Origin of the sequence: Pelagibius litoralis (assembly GCF_011683915.1) — a bacterium.
Taxonomy (GTDB): domain Bacteria; phylum Pseudomonadota; class Alphaproteobacteria; order Kiloniellales; family Kiloniellaceae; genus Pelagibius; species Pelagibius litoralis.
On the sequence record NZ_JAAQPH010000009.1, the window covers coordinates 91,588 to 109,970 of the forward strand.

At 61.0% G+C, this 18,383-nt stretch carries 19 protein-coding genes; 10 read left to right on the forward strand and 9 right to left on the reverse strand.

Features of this window, described 5'->3' with window-relative positions:
• Window positions 1-45 precede the first annotated feature (45 nt).
• Both HBA54_RS13040 and HBA54_RS13045 read right to left on the reverse strand, forming a co-directional pair.
• Window positions 46-264: a hypothetical protein gene (locus tag HBA54_RS13040; protein ID WP_167225212.1), complete on the reverse strand. Its 219-nt coding sequence runs from the start codon at window positions 262-264 to the stop codon at window positions 46-48.
• Between the two features lie 48 nt (window positions 265-312).
• Entirely contained in the window at window positions 313-1,239 is a 927-nt protein-coding gene (locus HBA54_RS13045; RefSeq protein ID WP_167225214.1) for a transposase, read from the reverse strand.
• 249 nt (window positions 1,240-1,488) lie between these two features.
• Between HBA54_RS13045 and HBA54_RS13050 the strand changes: the two genes are divergently transcribed.
• Window positions 1,489-1,968, forward strand: coding sequence for a DM13 domain-containing protein (locus HBA54_RS13050; RefSeq protein ID WP_167225216.1), 480 nt, complete (start codon window positions 1,489-1,491; stop codon window positions 1,966-1,968).
• A 246-nt stretch (window positions 1,969-2,214) separates the two neighbouring features.
• Here HBA54_RS13050 and HBA54_RS13055 read toward each other — a convergent pair whose 3' ends face one another.
• Window positions 2,215-4,002 carry an ABC transporter ATP-binding protein gene (locus tag HBA54_RS13055; RefSeq protein ID WP_167225218.1) on the reverse strand — a complete coding sequence of 596 codons (1,788 nt, stop codon included), beginning with the start codon at window positions 4,000-4,002 and terminating at the stop codon, window positions 2,215-2,217.
• Between the two features lie 552 nt (window positions 4,003-4,554).
• Here HBA54_RS13055 and HBA54_RS13060 point away from each other — a divergent pair.
• The 3 genes from HBA54_RS13060 (at window position 4,555) to HBA54_RS13070 (ending at window position 7,348) form a co-directional block, all read left to right on the forward strand.
• Window positions 4,555-5,589, forward strand: coding sequence for a DUF1835 domain-containing protein (locus tag HBA54_RS13060; protein ID WP_167225220.1), 1,035 nt, complete (start codon window positions 4,555-4,557; stop codon window positions 5,587-5,589).
• A gap of 134 nt (window positions 5,590-5,723) precedes the next feature.
• Window positions 5,724-6,689, forward strand: a complete 966-nt coding sequence (gene speB, locus HBA54_RS13065) for an agmatinase (RefSeq protein WP_205944625.1) — start codon at window positions 5,724-5,726, stop codon at window positions 6,687-6,689.
• 80 nt (window positions 6,690-6,769) lie between these two features.
• Window positions 6,770-7,348 carry a hypothetical protein gene (locus tag HBA54_RS13070; RefSeq protein WP_167225222.1) on the forward strand — a complete coding sequence of 193 codons (579 nt, stop codon included), beginning with the start codon at window positions 6,770-6,772 and terminating at the stop codon, window positions 7,346-7,348.
• Window positions 7,349-7,365: 17 nt separating this feature from the next.
• Here HBA54_RS13070 and HBA54_RS13075 read toward each other — a convergent pair whose 3' ends face one another.
• Window positions 7,366-7,827, reverse strand: a complete 462-nt coding sequence (locus HBA54_RS13075; RefSeq protein ID WP_167225224.1) for an Lrp/AsnC family transcriptional regulator — start codon at window positions 7,825-7,827, stop codon at window positions 7,366-7,368.
• A gap of 192 nt (window positions 7,828-8,019) precedes the next feature.
• On the opposite strand from HBA54_RS13075, the gene HBA54_RS13080 reads away from it, so the two are divergent.
• The 3 genes from HBA54_RS13080 to HBA54_RS13090 all read left to right on the forward strand — a co-directional run bounded on the left by HBA54_RS13080 (window position 8,020) and on the right by HBA54_RS13090 (window position 10,933).
• Complete coding sequence (locus HBA54_RS13080) at window positions 8,020-8,292, forward strand: DUF6356 family protein (protein WP_205944627.1); 273 nt, start codon at window positions 8,020-8,022, stop codon at window positions 8,290-8,292.
• 327 nt (window positions 8,293-8,619) lie between these two features.
• Window positions 8,620-9,894, forward strand: a complete 1,275-nt coding sequence (locus HBA54_RS13085; RefSeq protein ID WP_167225226.1) for a metal-dependent hydrolase family protein — start codon at window positions 8,620-8,622, stop codon at window positions 9,892-9,894.
• Between the two features lie 100 nt (window positions 9,895-9,994).
• Window positions 9,995-10,933 carry a ChaN family lipoprotein gene (locus tag HBA54_RS13090; protein ID WP_167225228.1) on the forward strand — a complete coding sequence of 313 codons (939 nt, stop codon included), beginning with the start codon at window positions 9,995-9,997 and terminating at the stop codon, window positions 10,931-10,933.
• 71 nt (window positions 10,934-11,004) lie between these two features.
• Here HBA54_RS13090 and HBA54_RS13095 read toward each other — a convergent pair whose 3' ends face one another.
• Window positions 11,005-11,439: an META domain-containing protein gene (locus tag HBA54_RS13095; RefSeq protein ID WP_167225230.1), complete on the reverse strand. Its 435-nt coding sequence runs from the start codon at window positions 11,437-11,439 to the stop codon at window positions 11,005-11,007.
• Window positions 11,440-11,837: 398 nt separating this feature from the next.
• On the opposite strand from HBA54_RS13095, the gene HBA54_RS13100 reads away from it, so the two are divergent.
• The 3 genes from HBA54_RS13100 to HBA54_RS13110 all read left to right on the forward strand — a co-directional run bounded on the left by HBA54_RS13100 (window position 11,838) and on the right by HBA54_RS13110 (window position 13,669).
• Entirely contained in the window at window positions 11,838-12,977 is a 1,140-nt protein-coding gene (locus tag HBA54_RS13100; RefSeq protein WP_167225232.1) for a helix-turn-helix transcriptional regulator, read from the forward strand.
• Between the two features lie 107 nt (window positions 12,978-13,084).
• Window positions 13,085-13,387 (forward strand): hypothetical protein, encoded by a 303-nt coding sequence (locus tag HBA54_RS13105; RefSeq protein ID WP_167225234.1) that lies wholly within the window; start codon window positions 13,085-13,087, stop codon window positions 13,385-13,387.
• A gap of 54 nt (window positions 13,388-13,441) precedes the next feature.
• Entirely contained in the window at window positions 13,442-13,669 is a 228-nt protein-coding gene (locus HBA54_RS13110) for a hypothetical protein (RefSeq protein WP_167225235.1), read from the forward strand.
• Between the two features lie 465 nt (window positions 13,670-14,134).
• Here HBA54_RS13110 and HBA54_RS13115 read toward each other — a convergent pair whose 3' ends face one another.
• The 4 genes from HBA54_RS13115 to HBA54_RS13130 form a co-directional block, all read right to left on the reverse strand.
• Complete coding sequence (locus tag HBA54_RS13115; protein WP_167225237.1) at window positions 14,135-15,817, reverse strand: isovaleryl-CoA dehydrogenase; 1,683 nt, start codon at window positions 15,815-15,817, stop codon at window positions 14,135-14,137.
• 103 nt (window positions 15,818-15,920) lie between these two features.
• A complete protein-coding gene (gene dhaL, locus HBA54_RS13120; protein WP_205944628.1) occupies window positions 15,921-16,568 on the reverse strand; it encodes a dihydroxyacetone kinase subunit DhaL in 648 nt (215 codons plus the stop codon).
• Window positions 16,569-16,601: 33 nt separating this feature from the next.
• Entirely contained in the window at window positions 16,602-17,348 is a 747-nt protein-coding gene (locus HBA54_RS13125; protein ID WP_167225239.1) for a triose-phosphate isomerase, read from the reverse strand.
• Window positions 17,349-17,359: 11 nt separating this feature from the next.
• Window positions 17,360-18,358: a dihydroxyacetone kinase subunit DhaK gene (locus tag HBA54_RS13130; protein ID WP_167225241.1), complete on the reverse strand. Its 999-nt coding sequence runs from the start codon at window positions 18,356-18,358 to the stop codon at window positions 17,360-17,362.
• Between the last annotated feature and the right edge of the window lie 25 nt (window positions 18,359-18,383).

The following is an 18,383-nucleotide window of genomic DNA, read 5'->3' on the forward strand; positions in this document are numbered from 1 at the left end:
TTGAATGGAGGCGAATCAACGCAGCAAGCCTGCAACCGCGCCGCCTCACTTCCGGCGATTCACCTCGCGGACCCGGTCTTTCAGGCGCCTGGCGAAACCACCCGGATCTTCCAGCGGGTTTACCTCCCCGGTCAGTTCGCGCAGCTCTTCGCGCGCCGCCGACAGCCTTGGCTTCACACCACGCTCATAAGCATCGACCGCCTTCGCCTGAACCTCCGGGTCCTGGGCAATGCGCCGCGCCGCGGAAAACAGCAAACGTCGCAAGAACAACTTCTTAGACCTCCTTCATCGCCGACAGGCCGGGCCGCATGATCATTCCCCGGCGTTGGCGCCGGTAGCCGCCATCGGCTGACGCCGTTCGTAGCGCCGGATCGCCCGGCTTACGCTGCTATAGTGTACACCAAAATAAGACGCAATGGCGGCCTGACTATAGGCGCCGGACAGGTAAGCAAGCGCCATGGCCTCGTCGCGGCTTGCCGCACCCTGCGCAAAGCTTTCCAAAGCCGGCGGCGGAGGCTGCCACTGGGCCCGCGGAATCTCCCGGAGATCGCCGCGCCCGGCGGCGGCCAGGCGGGCCTCTTCGCGCATGGCTTCGACAAAGCCCTCGGAACCGAGAAAGACCTGATGGCGCAGATGCTCCCACACCGACTGCGAGGGTTCCTGCGCCACCGCGGCAGCGAGTTGCGCTCTCGCCTGCTGGCGATCCGTGCCATAGGCAGCGAGCAAGGGACCGGAATCCAGCCAGTCCGGTGCCATCTGGCCGTGGGTCAGGCGCCCCATCGTGGCGCGATAGCTGGACCAGCGCCAGGCCCCGGCCTCCGGCGCAACGCCCCGCCTGACCGGCTGGCGCAGCACATCGCAGCAGACAAAGGCCAGATAGCCCGCCTGCTCCACCATCACAGCGCGGTAGCGCCCCTGAAAGAGGTGACCCGCACTGCCATGACGCCGATGGAATGCCTGGGTATAGGGCCCGTTGATCTGGCGCATCCCGCGCGAAAGCGTCGCCGCATCGGTGACCACGACCAGCGTATAGCGGTCCGGCAGCAGGCAATAAGCCAGACAGCGCCAGTGGAAGCGCCGGCAGGCTTCGCCCAGTACATCGAGAAAAAGCTGGGAATCGTCAGGACCGCGAAACACCGCCTGTCCCGCATTGCCGAGCGTGGAGATGTGGTAGACGGCACCAGGCCGCTCCAATCGCAAAGGACGCGCCATGGCCAAAGCATAATCAAGGTAAGTCAAGACTGCAAGACCTGACCCTGATCAACAGAAATCAACCGACTGGCTTTTGCGCGCAATTGGGCGCTTTAGCCTGAGGCTTCCGACTGCGTCGGGTCCTCGCGCGCCTTTCAACGAAATGTGACGGGATCTTGAGCACCGGAAGCACGATTTGCCTGCTCGACCACACAGTATCACCTGGCGACAAAACGTCCCTGGACAGCGGGCCCGTTCCTATGCCCAAAAGACATTTCCATCCAAAGGATCTTATTGATGAAAAAACTCATTCTTGTGGCGTTCATCGCCGGTGCCGTCGGATTTGTGGCGGGCAATGCCTTCTGGTATCTCGCCAGCCCGCTGTGGATCGATCAGGTGGTTGCCGAAAGCATCGGCGAATCGGAAACCGCCATGGTTCTGGCGAGCGGCACCTTCTCCGACGCCGACACCGCTCACAAAGGACGGGGCACCGTGACCGTCTTTCAGGGACAGGATGGCCGCCGGACCCTGCGCTTCACAGACTTTGAAGTCACCAACGGACCGGATCTCAAGGTCTGGCTGGTGGCAGCCGATACCGTTGCCCAGTCCTCTGACGTCTCCAACAGCGCGTGGCTGGCGCTGGGCCGGCTGAAAGGCAACATCGGCGATCAGAACTACGACATTCCCGCCGAGGCCGATCTGTCGAAATACAAATCCGTGGTGATCTGGTGTGAGCGCTTCGGCGTGCTCTTCTCCCCCGCCTCGCTAACCCCATAAAAGAAAAAGCCTCCTCTATGAAAGGAGGAGGCCGATAGGTATGAAAATAGGGCCCATCAAGAAAAGGTGGTGGGGTGCCGCTAGCATGTGGCACCCCACCAACCCAGGGACTGGGTAATCCCTGGTATCCTGAAGAGCTGGGAGATGGGGTTAGCCCTTCAGGATGGGGCAGGTCAATGACCGGGAAACTAGGCCCGGCTTGTTTCTGCACTATGTCGTCCCTTCGGTTTTTTTGTTTCTTTCGCTTCAGCCGTCATCAAGCACCAGCCCCTGCACCTGCATTTCAAGAAGCTCCTTGAAATGACCGTCACGCAGGGCCGCCAGTTCCTTCTGGGTTCCCTGCTCAACAATGGCGCCTTCACGGAAAACCAGAATCCGATCGACGCTGCGCACCGTGGAGAGGCGATGAGCAATGACGATCGTCGTCCGCCCCTCCATCAGTTCCTCGATGGCTTCTTGAATCTGGGCTTCGGTAATCGAGTCCAGACTGCTGGTCGCCTCATCGAGGATCAGGATCGGTGCATCGGCCAGAAAGGCACGGGCCAAAGCAACCCGCTGACGCTCACCGCCTGAGAGCTTCACCCCCCGTTCCCCGACAAGGGTTTCGTAACCCTGGGGTAGCCGGGAAATGAAATCATGGGCGTGGGCACGGCGGGCCGCCACTTCGATCTCCTCCTGGCGTGCGTCGGGGCGGCCGTAGGCGATGTTTTCCGACAGGCTGCGGTGAAACAGCGCCGGGTCCTGAGGCACCAGGGCGATGGCACGGCGCAGGCTCTCCTGCGTCGCCTCGGCGATGTTCTGGCCGTCGATCATGATCCTTCCCTCATCGACGTCATAGAGCCGCTGAACAAGCTTCACGAAAGTCGACTTGCCGCTGCCCGAAGGACCGACGAGAGCGACCCTTTCGCCGGCACCGACCCGCAGATTGAAGTCGGCGTAGATCGGTGCTTCCTGATTGCCGTAGCGAAAGGTGACGCCGTCAAAGTCGATCGCCCCGCCCCGCGCGGCAAGAGGCTGTGCTGACTCCCGATCGGCAACTTCGATGACCTGCTTTTCGAAACCCACCAGGTCCTCGATCTCATTGATCGCCTTTTGCATGTTGCGCACATGCTGGCCGATCTCACGCAGATACCCGTGGATGACAAAATAACTGGTCATGACAAAGGTCACGTCGCCGGCAGTCGCCTGCCCACGCGACCAATACCAAAGGGCCAGGGACAGCAGTCCGCCCTGCAGCAGCAACGTCATCACCGACAGCACCGTGCCGCTGTTGATTTCCCGCGACCAGGCCTTGCGCGCCCGCCGCTGCCAGAGGTCGGAAACATCGAAGAACCGGCGGTCCTCACGCAGCTCTGCACCGAACGACTTCACCGTGGCATTGCATGAAACCGCATCGGCCATGGCTGCGCCCACGGCGGAGTCGGACTTGTTCATGATCGCATTGGACGGTGCCACATAGAGCGCCACCAGCAACACACTCACAAGCAGATAGATAACCACCGCAACCAGGACGAAAACCCCCATCAACAGCCAATGGACCATCAGGTTCGCCGTGATGCCGACCAGCACGATACCCGCCGGCAGAAAGCCGATATAGATCGTGTCTGCGAACTCGTCGTAGGCCCACATGCCGCGCGAAACCTTGCGCACCGTCGCACCGGCAAAGGCATTGGCCTGCCAGTCGGCGGAAAAGCGCTGGACGCGATAAAAGGCGTCGCAGACGATGCGCCGCATTGTGACCGTGGCAAGCGGTATCCAGAAACGGTAAGACGCCTCCCGAAACACATGGAAGGCCGCCGAGATGCCGACAAAGGCTGCCAACGCCCAATAGGCGTCGTCGATCCGCACTGCCCGTTCTGCAAAGGCCGCATCCGCCAGGGAATCGATCAGACGGCCGGCAAAGACCGGCAGGAAAACATCGCAGAGCGTTGCCAGTGCCATGGTCACAAAGGCGCCACTCAGCAGCCAGGGCACCTGTTTCCAATACTGCCAGACGAAGACGGACGCTTGGCGAAAACCAAACTTTTGTTTCATGGTTCTTTTGCGCCACCGCGGTCATTCGACCCCTGCGGCGGCACCCTCCTCTATACGCGTAACTTCAGGCGGTGCAGCGGCACCGCGTCGACGAACGAGCGACCGAAGGCTCAGGCGGAGGGAAACAGGGGGCGCGCGTGCAAGAAAGCGATGCCACGCGAGCCAAACAAAATCTGAACTTGGAATTCCGCAGGCCCGGTCGGTATCCCGGGCCCAGCAGCCACCATTCTAGCAGGGTGGCGCAAAGACGCGGGACGCGAAGCTGTCGAACATGATGATGTGCATTTGCGATCCCTCTTTTAGATGTCTTTGCATACGGCACCCGAACGGCGCCCTGCGGTAACGACGTTTGTGCCACAGAGCGCCGAAAGAAAAAAGTGATAAAAATGTTTAGGCGCACGACTGCTGTCATCCGGCTGCCATCCTGGTCACCGATGGCAACCGAACAACAACAGTCGGATTGCAGTGTTTCGACTTGCGCCACCTCACTTCTTTAAATCAAGCATGACATGGCGTAGCGTCTTGGCTGTTCAGTGATGGGAGCATCGAGTCATGGCACTTGCAGAGACAAATATCGATAAAATCGCCTTTCTTCCGCTCAACCCGTCAACAGAACCGATCCTCCACATCCGTTGCGGCAGCGACATCTATGAAGACCTGCGCGAAGCGGGCATCCCGGGAAGTTTCCTGGAGGTTTCGGACCCGGTCTGCCAGGGACCGCTGGACCCGTCGCTTTCGGAAGAGGTGCTGCGCCGGCAGCGCGCCGATTTCATCGCCGCCACCTATCACGAGATCGGCGATGCGGCAGCCGTTTTGGCAAAGCTCGAAGCCGAGGATGCGGGGCTGACGCAACTGGGCCGCTTTGGGAAAATCGTTCTCTGGTTCGAGCACGACCTCTATGACCAGGCGATCCTGATCCGCTTGCTGGCCCTGCTGCGGACCGCGCCGCAGTTCCACGACAGACTCTTCCTGATCAACATCGGCGCCGTCCCCGGCGTCGACCGCTTCGTTGGACTTGGCCAACTTTCACCACAGCAATTGGCCAATCTCTGGGGCCAGGAAAAGCCCGTGAGCCCGGCCCAGTTCGACGAGGCCGACAGGCTTTGGCGCGCCTACACCACCGGCGATCCGCTGCACCTGCAGGAGGTGCTTCAGAAAACCGACGGCGCCCTGCCGTTCCTGGTGCCGGCGATGAAACGCCACCTTCAGGAACTGCCTTGGCGCGATACCGGCCTTGGCCTGACCGAGCAACTGGCGCTCAAGGCTCTGGCGGAAGGCGCCGAAACCCCCGGGCGCGTCTTCGCCCTGATAATGGAAAATCTGGAGCCCCTGCCCTATCTCGGCGATGCCATGTTCTGGCCGCTGCTGGCCGGTCTCGCAACCGCACCGCAACCGGCCGTCACCGCCTTCTCGGACTGGCGCGCGCCTCTGTCGCTGACCGACTTCGGGCGCGAACTACTCGGCGGCCGGGCCTGCTGGACCGACCACAACCCGCTGGACCGCTGGATCGGCGGCCTTCACCTCAAGGGAAATCACCCGCCCTACCTCTGGGACCCGGGGGCCGGGCAAGCGGTTACCAATACCTAGAACGAGCGAGAAAAACTCTCGCGTGAAACTGCACGGCAACAAAGCCAGAACAGGATACACCTGTTGTTCTTTGCCCCATAGGACGGCACCCTGACGGCCGAGGCTTCGAAGCAGTCAAAGGACCAGGCACCGCCATGGGCAAAAAACCCGTTTCCTATAAACCGGTCTCCGGCTTCGTTCTGCCGCGCTTCGCCGGCATTCCGACTTTCATGCGCCTGCCGCATGTGCCGCTCGACGAGGTAGAGGACGTTCACGTCGGCCTGATCGGGATTCCCTGGGACGGCGGCACCACCAACCGGGCCGGCGCCCGCCACGGGCCACGGCAGATCCGCGACCTTTCGACCCTGATGCGTAACGTCCACCATGTCACCGGCGTGAAGCCGTTCGACCTCGCCAACTGCGCCGACCTGGGCGACACGCCGGTCAACCCGATCGACCTGCACGACACCATCGCCCGCATCGAAGCTTTTTTCCGTGACGTTCATGCCGCCGGCATCGTCCCACTGTCGGCCGGCGGCGACCATCTGGTCACCCTGCCCATCATGCGCGCCATCGCGCGCGCCCAACCCGTCGGCATGGTGCATTTCGATGCGCATACCGATACCAACGACCGCTATTTCGGTGAGCACAAACTGACCCACGGGACACCCTTCCGCCGCGCCATCGAAGAGGGCCTGCTGGACCCGAAGCGCACGGTGCAGATCGGCATCCGCGGCTCGCTCTACACCAGCCACGATATGGACTGGGGCTACGAACAGGGTATCCGTGTCATCCAGATCGAAGAGTTCTTCGATCTCGGCGTGGAAGCTGTCATTGCCGAGGCGCGGCGGGTTGTCGGCGACGGGCCGACCTATATCTCCTTCGACGTCGACGGGCTCGACCCGGTTTATGCGCCCGGCACCGGCACGCCGGAGATCGGCGGCTTCTCGACCCACGACGCCCAACGCATGATCCGTGGGCTGCGCGGCGTTAACCTTGTTGGCGGCGATGTGGTGGAAGTGGCGCCCCCCTTTGATCCCAGCGGGGCAACGGCCCTGGTGGGGGCCACCATAATGTATGAGATTCTCTGCCTGCTCACCGAAGTGGTCGCAAAGCGGTAAAAAAACCGTTAAAATATCTCGCAAATTCAGCATGTTGGTTAACGGCCATGACGGCCGCGGCATAACTGCAGGAGGCGACGATGAGGCAACGGGGAAACAACAGGCAGCGGGCGAAGGCCCGCGCCATCACGGCAGAGGCACAGCGGCAGAGACTGCTGCTTGGCGTTGTTGTGACGATATTGGCGATACTTGCATTGTTCATGTGGTCCCATCAGGCTCGCGCAGCCCTGGGCGATGCGACGGCAGCAACCGCCGGTACCATCCAGGCCGTCGAGCGGTCCACGAACCCCCGCGAGGTTCTGGTCGGCCGCTGGTACGGCGAACAGCAGCGTGCCGGCGGCACGATGAAACGTTGGGTGGTGGAAGCCTTTCCCGACGGTGTTTTTCGCATCACCTTTCGCTTCTATGAAGCGGATGGAAACTACAGCGATCAGATTGAAGTCGGCGAGTGGGCGATCTCCGGTCCGGTGTACTTTCTGTCGACCAAGGGATGGATCGAAGGCGAGACCTTCCTGAAGGCCGACACCTCAAGCGCTGATCTCTATGACGCCTATCGCATCATCAAGCTGGGGCCGAAGCTTTTTGAATACGAGCACTTCGTCAACGGCAGCCGCTATCAGGTCCGCCGGGTGAACGCCAGCTTCACGCTGCCGGAGTAGTGCCGTCCTGCACACCGCTAGGTCGCATAGTCGACCGGCAAGGCCGTGGTGTACTTGATCGCCTCCATGGCGAATGAGGAGCTGACGTCGAACAGCGGGACCGCCGCGATCAGCCGTTTGTAGACGGCGTCGTAGGCTTTGATGTCGGGCACCACGATGCGCAGCATGTAGTCGATCTCGCCGGACATGCGGTAGAGCTCCACCACCTCCGGAATCTGCGTCACCTTGGCGGCAAAATCGCGCAGCCAGTCTTCATCGTGACGCGATGTCCTGATGGCGACGAAGACCGTGACACCGACATTCATCTTCTCCGGATTCAGCAGCGCCACCCGCCGCTCGATGATGCCCTCGGCCTCCAGCTTCTGGATCCGCCGCCAGCAGGGCGAAGCGGAAAGCCCGACCTGCTCGGCAACCTCCGCAACCGGAAGGTCCGCGTTGGTTTGGAGAACCTTAAGGATTCTTCGATCTATGTCATCCAAGGCATGAAATTCCATGTTTTTGAGAAATTAGAAGAAATATTTCTCCATTTACCCCATTTAGCCGTAGATTTGCAAGCTCCTGCCTTCGAATCCTCGCTACACTCCTCCCGGTCGTCTGCACAGGGGGCCGCCTACACGAGAGTCGGCGGACCGCAGCGGAAGCCGCACAACTTTTGCCCGGTGGAGTTTATTGTGACCTTGCGTTCCCTTTTTGAAGAGCATCCGGCCTCGGTCGGAGAGACCTACTGGCAGCACCTGGCTTCCGCCTGGGGTTTTTCCTGGCGTATGGCCGTCGCCAGCCTTGCCTGTCTGGTCCATGCTCTGCTGCCTTTCCTTTTCGAAAAATACGGCAGCCAGGCGATTACGCGGCTTCACGACCGTATGGTCACCAATCGCCATCGCAACCCACAGAGCGAAACCCAGACCTCAAAGGCCAACCTGCAGAGTGAACGCTCAGCCGCTTGAGCCTTATCGACCCAGTGTAACGACCGCAGCGATCTCCAACTGACGCAGATTCAGCGCACCCGATAGTCCGGAAGGCTTTTCCCGGCCTTTCTTACGACCGTGCGGGCTCCCAGCACGCGTTGTCGCCTCCTCCTTCACGCGGTCGCTTTTGCGAAAATCGAGAAATCCGCACCCAAAGGTGTTATCCTCTGCGTATGCGTTGTTGGCGCAAGGCGGAGCCGAGTTCTGCAAGGCCGCCATCCCCGACAACCACAGCAACAATAAAAGAGGCGGCGGCGAGTCTTTGAATGCCCGGCCAATCCGACCTCGCAAGCGGGAGGAGATGTCATGAGTTCTACGCTGTTTACCAACGTCCAGGTCATAGACGGGTCCGGCGAGGCGCCCTTCGCCGCCGAAGTGCTGGTTGAAGGCAACAAAATCAAGAAGATCGCCCGCGACGGTGAGACCCTGCCCCGCGACGGCACGGTACAGGTCGAAGGCGGCGGGCAGACCCTGATGCCCGGTCTGATCGAATCCCACGCCCATATCAGTTTCTGCGATACGCCCGATCTGGAAGGGCTCGGCGACATTCCGCCGGAAGAACACACCCTGAAGACCATGAAATACGCCAGGAAGATGCTCGACCAGGGCTTCACGGCACTGTTCAGTGCCGCCGCCGCAAAAGCGCGGCTGGACGTGGTGATCCGTAACGCCATCGATGCGGGCGACATCCCCGGCCCGCGCATGCGCGCTGCCAGCCCGGAGCTGACGGTCACCGGCGGCCTGGGTGACGTGCGCCGATCCCACATCTACCGCGAAACCTTTGCCATCTGCTGCGACGGCGCCGACGAGTTCCTGCGCACCGCGCGGGAGATGTGCCGCGAAGGCGTGGACACGCTGAAAATCAATCCCTCAGGCGACGAGTTCGTGCCCTTCGCCCGCGCCCACGAGACAGTCATGAACGAGGCCGAGGTGGCTGCGGTCTGCGAAGTCGGGCGTTCCCGCGGCAAAATGGTGGCCGCCCACGCGCGATCCGCGGAGAGCGTGAAGATGTGCCTGCGCAACGGCGTCGACGTGATCTATCACGCCACCCTCAGCGACGCGGAAGCTCTGGACATGCTGGAAGCGCACAAGGACAGGATCTTTGTCGGCCCGGCCATGGGCATCATGTACGCGACGTCCCAGGGCGAAGGGTCGAAGTGGGGCATCGGCAAGGATCATCCGGTTGCCGTCTACTTCGCACGCGAGTTGGAGATGTGCATCGAGAACATGAAAGACCTGAAGAAGCGCGGCCTTAGAATCCTGCCCGGCGGCGACTACGGCTTTGCCTGGAATCCCATCGGCACCAATGCCCGCGATCTCGAGCACTTCGTCAAACTGCTGGACTATACGCCGCTGGAGGCGATCACCGCGGCCACCAAGCTCTGCGGCGAACTGATGGCCATGGACATCGGTCAAGTGAAAGAAGGTTATCTGGCCGACCTGCTGCTGGTCGACGGCGACCCGTCGAAAGACGTCACGCTGCTGCAAAAAGCAGAGCACCTGAGCGGCATTATGAAAGACGGCGTCTTCCACAAGGACCCGGCAACGGCCGATAACCTCGCCCGCGTCGCCGCGGAATAGGCCCGGCGCGAAATGCCGCAGTGGTAATCCGTCTTGCGCGGGCTAATGTAGGGCCCCTGCGTGATGGAGAGTTAGCTTTGTGATCTGCGGTATTGGAGCAGTGCTTCGCCGGACGGTCAGCGTCGGTTTCGGCGCTCTGGTGTTTGCATTCGTTTCCGCCCTGGCCGTTGGCCCGGCGCGGAGCGAAACGGCTGGCCTGCTGTTACGGGACCACCCTCTCGTTGGCAGCATCTGGGAGACCGCCAGCGGCCGCCAGCTCGATGAAGCGGCGTTGTTCGCCGCCGCCCGCGACGCCAACTGGGTCCTGCTGGGCGAGCAGCACACCAACGCGGACCATCATCGGCTGCAGGCCCGCGTGGTGGCCGCCGTCGCAGCGGCAGGCCGCCGTCCGGCCGTGGTGTGGGAAATGGCCGGGCCCGCCCAGGCAGAGGCCCTGGCTGCCGCGAAGCTCGATGATGTTGAGACCCTGGGCAAGGCGCTGGATTGGGAAAAGCGGGGGTGGCCTTCCTGGTCGATCTACCAGCCGATCGCCGAAGCAGCCCTGACCCATGGCCTGAAGATGCACCCGGGCAACCCCTCACCGGAGACGACACGCGACGTCAGCCGCGGAGCCCCCCTTTCCAAAGAACTCAAAGAGCGCCTGGATTGGAGCCTTGAGTACGATGGCGATCAACTGACCGCGCTGACCGCCCTGCTCGCCACCTCTCACTGCAACGCGTTGCCGGAAAGCGCCCTGAAGCCGATGGCCGATGTGCAGCGGCTGCGCGATGCCTGGATGGCCGCCAGCCTGCGCCAGGCGGATGGGGGATCAGGGGCCATTCTGATCGCCGGCAGCGAGCATGTACGCGAAGATCGCGGCGTTCCCTGGCGCCTGGGCGAGCCGGTTTTCAGCCTGGCACTGGTGGAAGTGGCACAAGGCCAGGATGTCGCCAAAGACTATCCCGCCTTCGACGCCCGGCTGTTCGACTTCGTCTGGTTCACGGCCAAGGTCGAAGAAGAAGACCACTGCGCAAAGTTCTTCGGCAAGTCCAACGGCTAGAATGACCTGCCAGATCGGATTCACCTGGTCAATGGATCGTCTCTGGCGCTTCCATCCGACCAGGATCTGCTCTAGGCACTTTCACCCAGGGTGAAACGCAGGATCATGTTGCCGCCCGCGTCGAGCAACAGCAGGTCCTGCTGCTCAAGGCGATAGCCGCGGGTGCTGTCCAGGGCCCGCAGCATGCGGTCCTCCTGGCTCATGGCCGGTTCCGGGCAGGCCCTGCGGGTGGTGCCCAGATTGCCGAAGGCGATGGCGCTGTCGTCGACGATCGCCGAGCCGAAATAGCCGTTGCAGCCGGCATTCCCACTGACCTTGCCGTCACTGGCGATCATGAGTGTCGAGGTTACCCCCGCCGCCGGGACGCCCTCTATCTGGCTGGCAATCCAGTTGCGGTCATAGAGCTGTTCGGCCATCTCATCGCGCTCGTCGGTCGTCAACGAACAGGCGGCAAGGCCGGCCAGAACCGTTACGGCGATACAGCCTGTCCAGAGCGCTTTGCCCATAAGCCTGTTCCTCGATCTGTCCCAGAGCCGGCCCAGTCATTTTCGGCCCACTCCCCGAATCACAGGCTACCGCCAAACGTCACCCCTTTTCCAGTATTCCGAGCCCGCGCGGGCCGAAATCCCTCACCCCTGGCCCACATCAAACCGAATAGGCGTAGAGCGGCCTTCCCGTCTCGCCCTAGCGCACGCCTTTCACCTTGCCGATCAGGCCGGCGGCAGGGTCCGCTCTAGAATTACACCGCTGTCAGCATGACCGACACCCGAACCGTAGGTGTGCCGAAAGGCACCCTGCAGGCAGCCCAGGAAATACACATCAGGGGTTCTTCCATCCGTTTGTACAAAAATTGGTAGAGAAGCGCTATGGTGTAGTGTCGCGAATTCAATACGGAGATTATCGAATGAAATCTCTGAACAAAGTAATCGAGGGGATCTACGAAGCTTCCGCTGACGATGATCTCTGGCCTTGCACGATGGGGGAAATCCGAAACTTGCTGCATGGAGCGCGATGCCTGCTATTTACGCCTCACATAGATCCAGCGGAAACGCACTGCTTATGGGCAAGCCCAGACCTCCCCACAGAAGACCTGCAAGAGTATGTTGACTACTATCATCAACATGATCTCTGGACCATAAACGCTGAAGCCCAGGCACTCATCCGATCCGGCAAAATTTTCGTCGGACAAGATGTCGTAAGTGATGAGCAGTTCGAAAAGTCCGAGTGGTTTAATGACTTTGTACAGCGGTTGGAAATTCGACACCTGATAGCCGCAACCGTTAGTGACGGTAAAAGCAAAACCGGCGTTCCAAGGACAATGATAAGTGTTTACGGAGGCCTAAAATCCAATTTCTTTAACGAAAAGGACATACAACTCTATCAGATACTTGTCCCCCACATTCAGAACAGCCTTTTCCTACGTCACAAGTTTATCTCTCTAAAAGCTGAGTCTCGCACAATCGAGCGATTGTTGAACAGTCAGCTCCACCCTGTCTTGCTTCTCAACGAGGAAGGGCTCGTGATGGGGATGAACGAAGTCGCTGACGACTTCTTTGTCAATCAGGCAACACTCCATCTCCGTCGAGGCAAACTGTATACAGACAATACAAATGAACAAAATGGGTTAGACCGCGCAATAGCAGATGCCGTACGCACCCACCAATCACCGGAATACAGGCCAGTGTCTACGTTTGTGCAGGTAACCAACCTGCAATCCTGCCGTCCCTACAGCTTACGAGTCTGCCCCCTGCCGCCAAGTCAAGTTAGTCCCATCGGAGGTGCCCGAGCCATTATCGAAGTGACCGATCCAAGCAGTGTCGCCATAAGTGGTGCTTCGACCGTGGCCGCGTACTATGAGCTTACAAGAGCCGAAAGGGCTCTCTGCGAAAGCTTGTTGGAAGGACACCCTCTTGCAAAATCTGCGACTCTACTTGGAATAACTTACGGCACAGCGCGGCAGCGCCTAAAGGCGATTTTCAGGAAAACAGACTCCAATAGCCAGCCAGAGTTAATGCGTCTCCTAATGACCTACCGCTCTCGCTGACAGCCGTAGCTCCCAAATGGGAGGTGACCGTACTTTTCTCCTCTCCTGACTTTGAGGCGTCTTTTGCCTAACGCTTTTTCTATGGATTACTTATCTGGAGAAGCACAATGTCGTCGAAAAAATATGGTGCACTAGCAATTTTCTTTTTATTGTTTCTACCAACGCAAATCGCACAGGCCGACATCAATAAATTTTGCCAAGAAATCATCCCTGAAACGCAAGCATTTTACTCATCCGATAGCCGAATTCGGATCAATCAGTCATTCTTGTGTTTGAACCACGATGCGAAGATTGCACTTTTTGTTGGCGAAGCAGCCGCCATGGAAATGCGGTTTCATGTTGGTGTGAATAACGCGCCTTGGCTATACCTTAGCATATTAGACAAGGATCTTAATGTGGCTTGGCATTAGGGCACCGACCTTGGAACGCCGGACATCCCAAGTTGCGGTGGCTATGAGGCAGTTGTGCGTCGAATTCCCTATGAAAAAGCTTTGAATGCATATTCCTACAAGATCGATATGGGCGGAGCGGGCGGCGAAGCATGCAAAACCAAGTCACTCGGCACACAGATCAAAGCAACCCTCGCAAAAGCCGTCAGAATCGCTCAGTCGGGTGGAGAGTGCTCGGACTGCACCAACGACGAACAAGTGTTGATCGATGCGTTTCTCCGCATCCCAAAGGGAACAAATTAGGATATCCGACGGATAAATGGCTGGCGATCCGGATTGTTCAGAGACTGCGGCTGGTGGCGACACGATGAGGCAAGATCATCGAAATCAACCGCATAGAATCAATTCCCACCGCAAGTATACTGACAAGTTATCCGCATTGAAGTTTTAGCCACTGCCAACTAGGTTGTTCTTTCGTCCAGATCAACCTGTTCAGCCAGGATATACCTCTAGTCAGAACTCGGGCTGACGAGAGATTCACACACCGAACGGCCCCTTCCAGATTTGCTGTTAACTGGTGATAAAGAGCACAATTAGAGTGCCGGCTGCGGGTATTGATGTCGGAGAAGTGTACCTTGACCAGTTTCTAGTCCGTGCCAGCAGCCGACCTTATGAGTTTCTTCCTTAGGGCATCAACCTGCTCCTACTCGCTGGCCTCAACCCACCGGCAAGCCCTCTGGGTGTTCTGACGCTACACTCTCTCGTTTTTCAGGTTATGCCCGGGGGCAGCACCCGCTCGAGCAACGCCCGACAGTCAGCATGACCAACACCCGAACCGTAGGTGTGCCGAAAGGCAGCCTGCAGGCGGCTGGCGATGAAGGCATCGGCAACCGCCGGCGGCGCGTGCCGGCGCAACAGCACCGCCGCTGCGGTCCGGGCGAGCAACTCGACAAACTGCCGGGCGCTGCCTTCGAGGCCGGACGGATCGGAAAGCATCGCCCGGATTTCCCGCAGCGATGCCTTGATCGGCGGGTCGTCCCCCGCTGCCTCGTCCAGCGCGCCGATGACGCTGTCCAGCGTTGCCGCATCCTGTCCAACCACGCGCAACGCGTCCAGGCACATGACGTTGCCCGAACCCTCCCAGATAGCGTTGAGTGGCAGTTCCCGATAGAGCCGGGCGGCAAGACCTTCTTCGACATAGCCGTTTCCGCCAAGGCACTCCATGGCCTCGTACCCCAGGGCCGGGGCCATCTTGCAGATCCAGTACTTGGTTACCGGCGTCATCAGCCGCCGCCAGGCCGCCTCGCCTTCGTCATCGCCCGCCCCGTCGAAGGCGCGCGCCAGACGGAAGGCGAGTGCCGTCGCCGCCTCGACATCCAGCGCCATATCGGCCAGGACCTGGGTCATCAAAGGTTGATCGACCAGATGTTTCTGAAAGACCCGGCGATGCCGGCAATGATGAACGGCCTGCGCGAGCGCCAGACGCATCTGCCCTGCCGACGCTACGGCACAGTCGAGGCGCGTCATCGTCACCATATCGATGATACCGGCGATACCGCGGCCTTCCTCGCCGATGAGCCAGCCGTGGACATCCTGAAGCTCAACCTCCGAAGAGGCATTCGACCGATTGCCGAGCTTGTCTTTTAGCCGCTGCAGGCGCAGCGGATTCACCGAGCGATCCGGCAGAAAGCGTGGAACGAAGAAACAGGAAAGGCCGCCCGGCGCCTGCGCCAGCATGAGGAAGGCATCGCACATCGGCGCGGAGAGAAACCATTTATGACCGACGAGGGTATACTCCCGCCCGCTGCCGCCCTTGCCGAGCGGCCGCGCCGTGGTGGTGTTCGCACGAACGTCGGTGCCGCCCTGCTTCTCGGTCATGCCCATGCCAAGGGTAACGGAGGCCTTCTCCCCATGCGGCTTGAAGTCCGCGTCGTAGCGGCGCGACAGGATCTTCGGCAGCAGCGCGGCGGCGATCTCCGGCTGCTTCAGCAGTGTCGGCACCGCGGCATTTGTCATGGTGACCGGGCAGAGGTGGCCCGGTTCCATCTGGGTCATCATATAAAGGTGCGCCAGGCGCGCCACATGCGCACCCGCGGCAGGCCGCGCGCCGGGTTCAGCCAGGTGCTGCCAGACACTGTTGTGCAGGCCGGCCTGGAAACTCATCGTCATGGCCTGGTGATAGGCCGGGTGGAACTCCACCAGATCGGCCGGGAACCCCTTCTGGTCGAAACGGCGCAGCTTTGGCGGATTCTCATTCGCCAGGCGCCCGATCTCGAAGCCTCTGGCGCTGCCCACCTCGGCGCCAAAGGCAGCCAGTTCCTCCGCGGCCGCGCCTGCCCCTTCCCGCGCCACTGCGTCCTGCAGGGCGGCATCGCTCAGAAACAGGTTCAGGCCTTCGAAAGACGGTGACTGATTGGTGATCTCATGAGTCGCAAAAGCCGGTCCGGACATCGCATCCTTTTCCTTCCCGCACAGAGTGGCGCCCCTACGCGTCATCTTAACACAGAAAAGAAGGGAACCTCGGCTGGCAGACTGTCCAGCGGTTCAGCAAGTCTTATTCAGCCGGACTTTCGACCGCCTTTGCCATGGTGGCGACGATGAGGGCCGTCGAGGCGGCGCCGGGGTCGATGTGCCCGAGGGAGCGTTCGCCCAGGTTGGCGGAGCGTCCCTTTGTGGCCACCATCTGCCTGGTCGACTCCGCCCCTTCGGCCGCTGCCACCGCCGCAGCCTGCAACACCGTGGCGAGGGAACCGGAACCGGCAGCCGCCTGGGCTGCTGTCGCGGCCGGCAGCCAGGCGTCGACCATGGTCTTTTCGCCGCTTTCGGCCTTGCCGCGGTCCTGGACACCCTTGGCCATGGCGGCGATCACGTCGGCCATCGCCGCCGCATCGATAGAGGCCTTGTCCTTCACCGCTGCACCCGCGCGCATGAAGGCTGTCGCGTAGAGCGGCCCGGCGGAGGCCCCGACGGCGCCCAGGAACGATTTCGCCGCTGTATTGAAAACCGCCGTCGGCGCTTCGCCTGCCGCATCGAGGCCGTCCAGAGCCTTGCGCACGGCAAGGAAACCGATCGACATGGTGACGCCGTGGTCGCCATCGCCGATGACGCCGTCGAGTTCGGAAAGACGTCCCTTATCGTCCTCGATGGCCTCTGCAACCGCGACAAAAAGGGCAACAAGGTCCGCGGAGTTAAGACTGATCATGATTTCATCCTGTTGCTGCGCCCTACGAGACCGTTACTGCCGTGACCTTGCCGACAGCGACTGCGTGACAATGTCGAGAAAGCCCTCGGCCTGCCAGGCCGCCCGCCCGATGAACAGGCCGTCAACATCCGGCAGAGCGGCAAGAGCGGCGCAATTCTCCGCCGACACGCTGCCGCCATAGAGCAGCGGACACTCGGGAAACGCGGTTTTCAATCCATGGTGCACCTCGGCCACCGCCGCGGGTGTCGCCGGCCGGCCGCCTTCGCCGATCGCCCAGACCGGTTCGTAGGCCAGCAGGCAGGCCTGTCTTTGCGCATTTGGAATCCCGGCCAGCGCCAATTCAGCCTGACGCAGGACCGTCTGGTGGGCGGCGCCCCGGTCACGTTCCTCTGCGGTTTCGCCGATACAGATCAAGGGGCGCAGGCCTTTGTCGAGGATCGCCTTGGCCTTGGCATTGACCGCGGCATCGGTCTCACCGAAAAGCGCGCGCCGTTCAGAGTGACCGATCTCCACGAGATCACAACCCAGCTCCGCCAGCATCGCTACCGAAATCTCGCCGGTGTAGGCGCCGGACGCCGCCGCGTGCACGTTCTGCGCGCCGATCAGCAACGGCAGGCCGGCGGCACGCTCCTTTACCGTCTCGATCGCGGTGAAGGGCGGCACGACAAAAAGCTGCGCCTCCGGCGGCTGCGGCAGGGCCGCCGAAAACAGGGTCTCGACGAAGGCTGCGGCCTCGGGCCGGGTCTTGTTCATCTTCCAGGAGGTGCCGATCCAGAACATTGTCGCCCCCTTCAGCCGGCCCGGAACATCGCACAGTCGCAAGGGTGCTCGAGCATCTCCGTCAACTCACCATCGAGATGATGGAGAGTGATCGACATGCCGGCCATCTCCATGGAGGTGCAGTAGTTGCCGACCCAGGTGCGATGGATTGCAATGCCGAGATCGTCCAGGCGCTGCTTGACCCGCCGATTGATCAGGTAGAGCTCCATCAGCGGGGTCGCCCCCAGGGAATTCACCAGGACCGCGACCTTATCGCCTCTGGCAGGCTGCATCTCCGCCAGAATGCGGTCAAGCAGTTGATCGGTGACCGCATCCGCCGTCTGCATCGGGCCGCGAAAGACCCCGGGTTCGCCGTGGATGCCCATGCCGACCTCCATCTCATCCGGGCCCAGCTCGAAGTTGGGCTTCAGAGTCTGCGGCAGGGAACAGGGCGCCAGGGCAACCCCCATGGTGAAGGTATGATCGTTGGCCTTGCGGGCAATCCGTTCGCAGTCGTCGAACGACAGCATCTTGTCGCAGGCCGCCCCCGCCGCCTTGAAGATAAAGAAGTTACCGGCGACGCCGCGCCGCCGCGCCTTGTCCTCGATCGCCACGTCGTCGGTGCTCAGCACGGTGCGGACATCGATGTCATCCATCGCCGCCATCTCGGCCGCCATGTCGAAATTCATCACGTCACCGGCATAGTTGCCGTACATGAAGAGGACACCGGTGCCGCCGCTCGCCGCTTTGGCGCATTCCAGAATCGGATCCGGCGGCGGCGAAGCAAAGACATTGCCGATGGCGGCGGCATCGGCCAGACCCTTGCCGACAAAACCCAGAAACGTGGGTTCATGGCCCGAGCCGCCGCCGATCACCAGCCCGACCTTGCCGGGCCGCGGGCCGTCGACCGCGACGATTGAGCGTCGTGACTCCGGTAGCTGTTTCAGATGGTTCGGGTGGGCTGCCAGGATGCCTTCCAGCATCTCCTCAATGACATCGGCCGGATCGTTGATCAGTTTCTTCGTCGGCACGGTTTCGCCTCCCTCATGCTTTCAT

Coding starts and splice junctions, on each gene's coding strand:
- HBA54_RS13070 (WP_167225222.1), top strand. CDS start 6,770: ATGAGGCAACGGGGAAACAACAGGCAGCGGGCGAAGGCCCGCGCCATC.
- HBA54_RS13060 (WP_167225220.1), top strand. CDS start 4,555: ATGGCACTTGCAGAGACAAATATCGATAAAATCGCCTTTCTTCCGCTC.
- dhaL (WP_205944628.1), bottom strand. CDS start 16,568: ATGATCAGTCTTAACTCCGCGGACCTTGTTGCCCTTTTTGTCGCGGTT.
- HBA54_RS13100 (WP_167225232.1), top strand. CDS start 11,838: ATGAAATCTCTGAACAAAGTAATCGAGGGGATCTACGAAGCTTCCGCT.
- HBA54_RS13115 (WP_167225237.1), bottom strand. CDS start 15,817: ATGTCCGGACCGGCTTTTGCGACTCATGAGATCACCAATCAGTCACCG.
- HBA54_RS13050 (WP_167225216.1), top strand. CDS start 1,489: ATGAAAAAACTCATTCTTGTGGCGTTCATCGCCGGTGCCGTCGGATTT.
- HBA54_RS13085 (WP_167225226.1), top strand. CDS start 8,620: ATGAGTTCTACGCTGTTTACCAACGTCCAGGTCATAGACGGGTCCGGC.
- speB (WP_205944625.1), top strand. CDS start 5,724: ATGGGCAAAAAACCCGTTTCCTATAAACCGGTCTCCGGCTTCGTTCTG.
- HBA54_RS13055 (WP_167225218.1), bottom strand. CDS start 4,002: ATGAAACAAAAGTTTGGTTTTCGCCAAGCGTCCGTCTTCGTCTGGCAG.
- HBA54_RS13105 (WP_167225234.1), top strand. CDS start 13,085: ATGTCGTCGAAAAAATATGGTGCACTAGCAATTTTCTTTTTATTGTTT.
- HBA54_RS13125 (WP_167225239.1), bottom strand. CDS start 17,348: ATGTTCTGGATCGGCACCTCCTGGAAGATGAACAAGACCCGGCCCGAG.
- HBA54_RS13095 (WP_167225230.1), bottom strand. CDS start 11,439: ATGGGCAAAGCGCTCTGGACAGGCTGTATCGCCGTAACGGTTCTGGCC.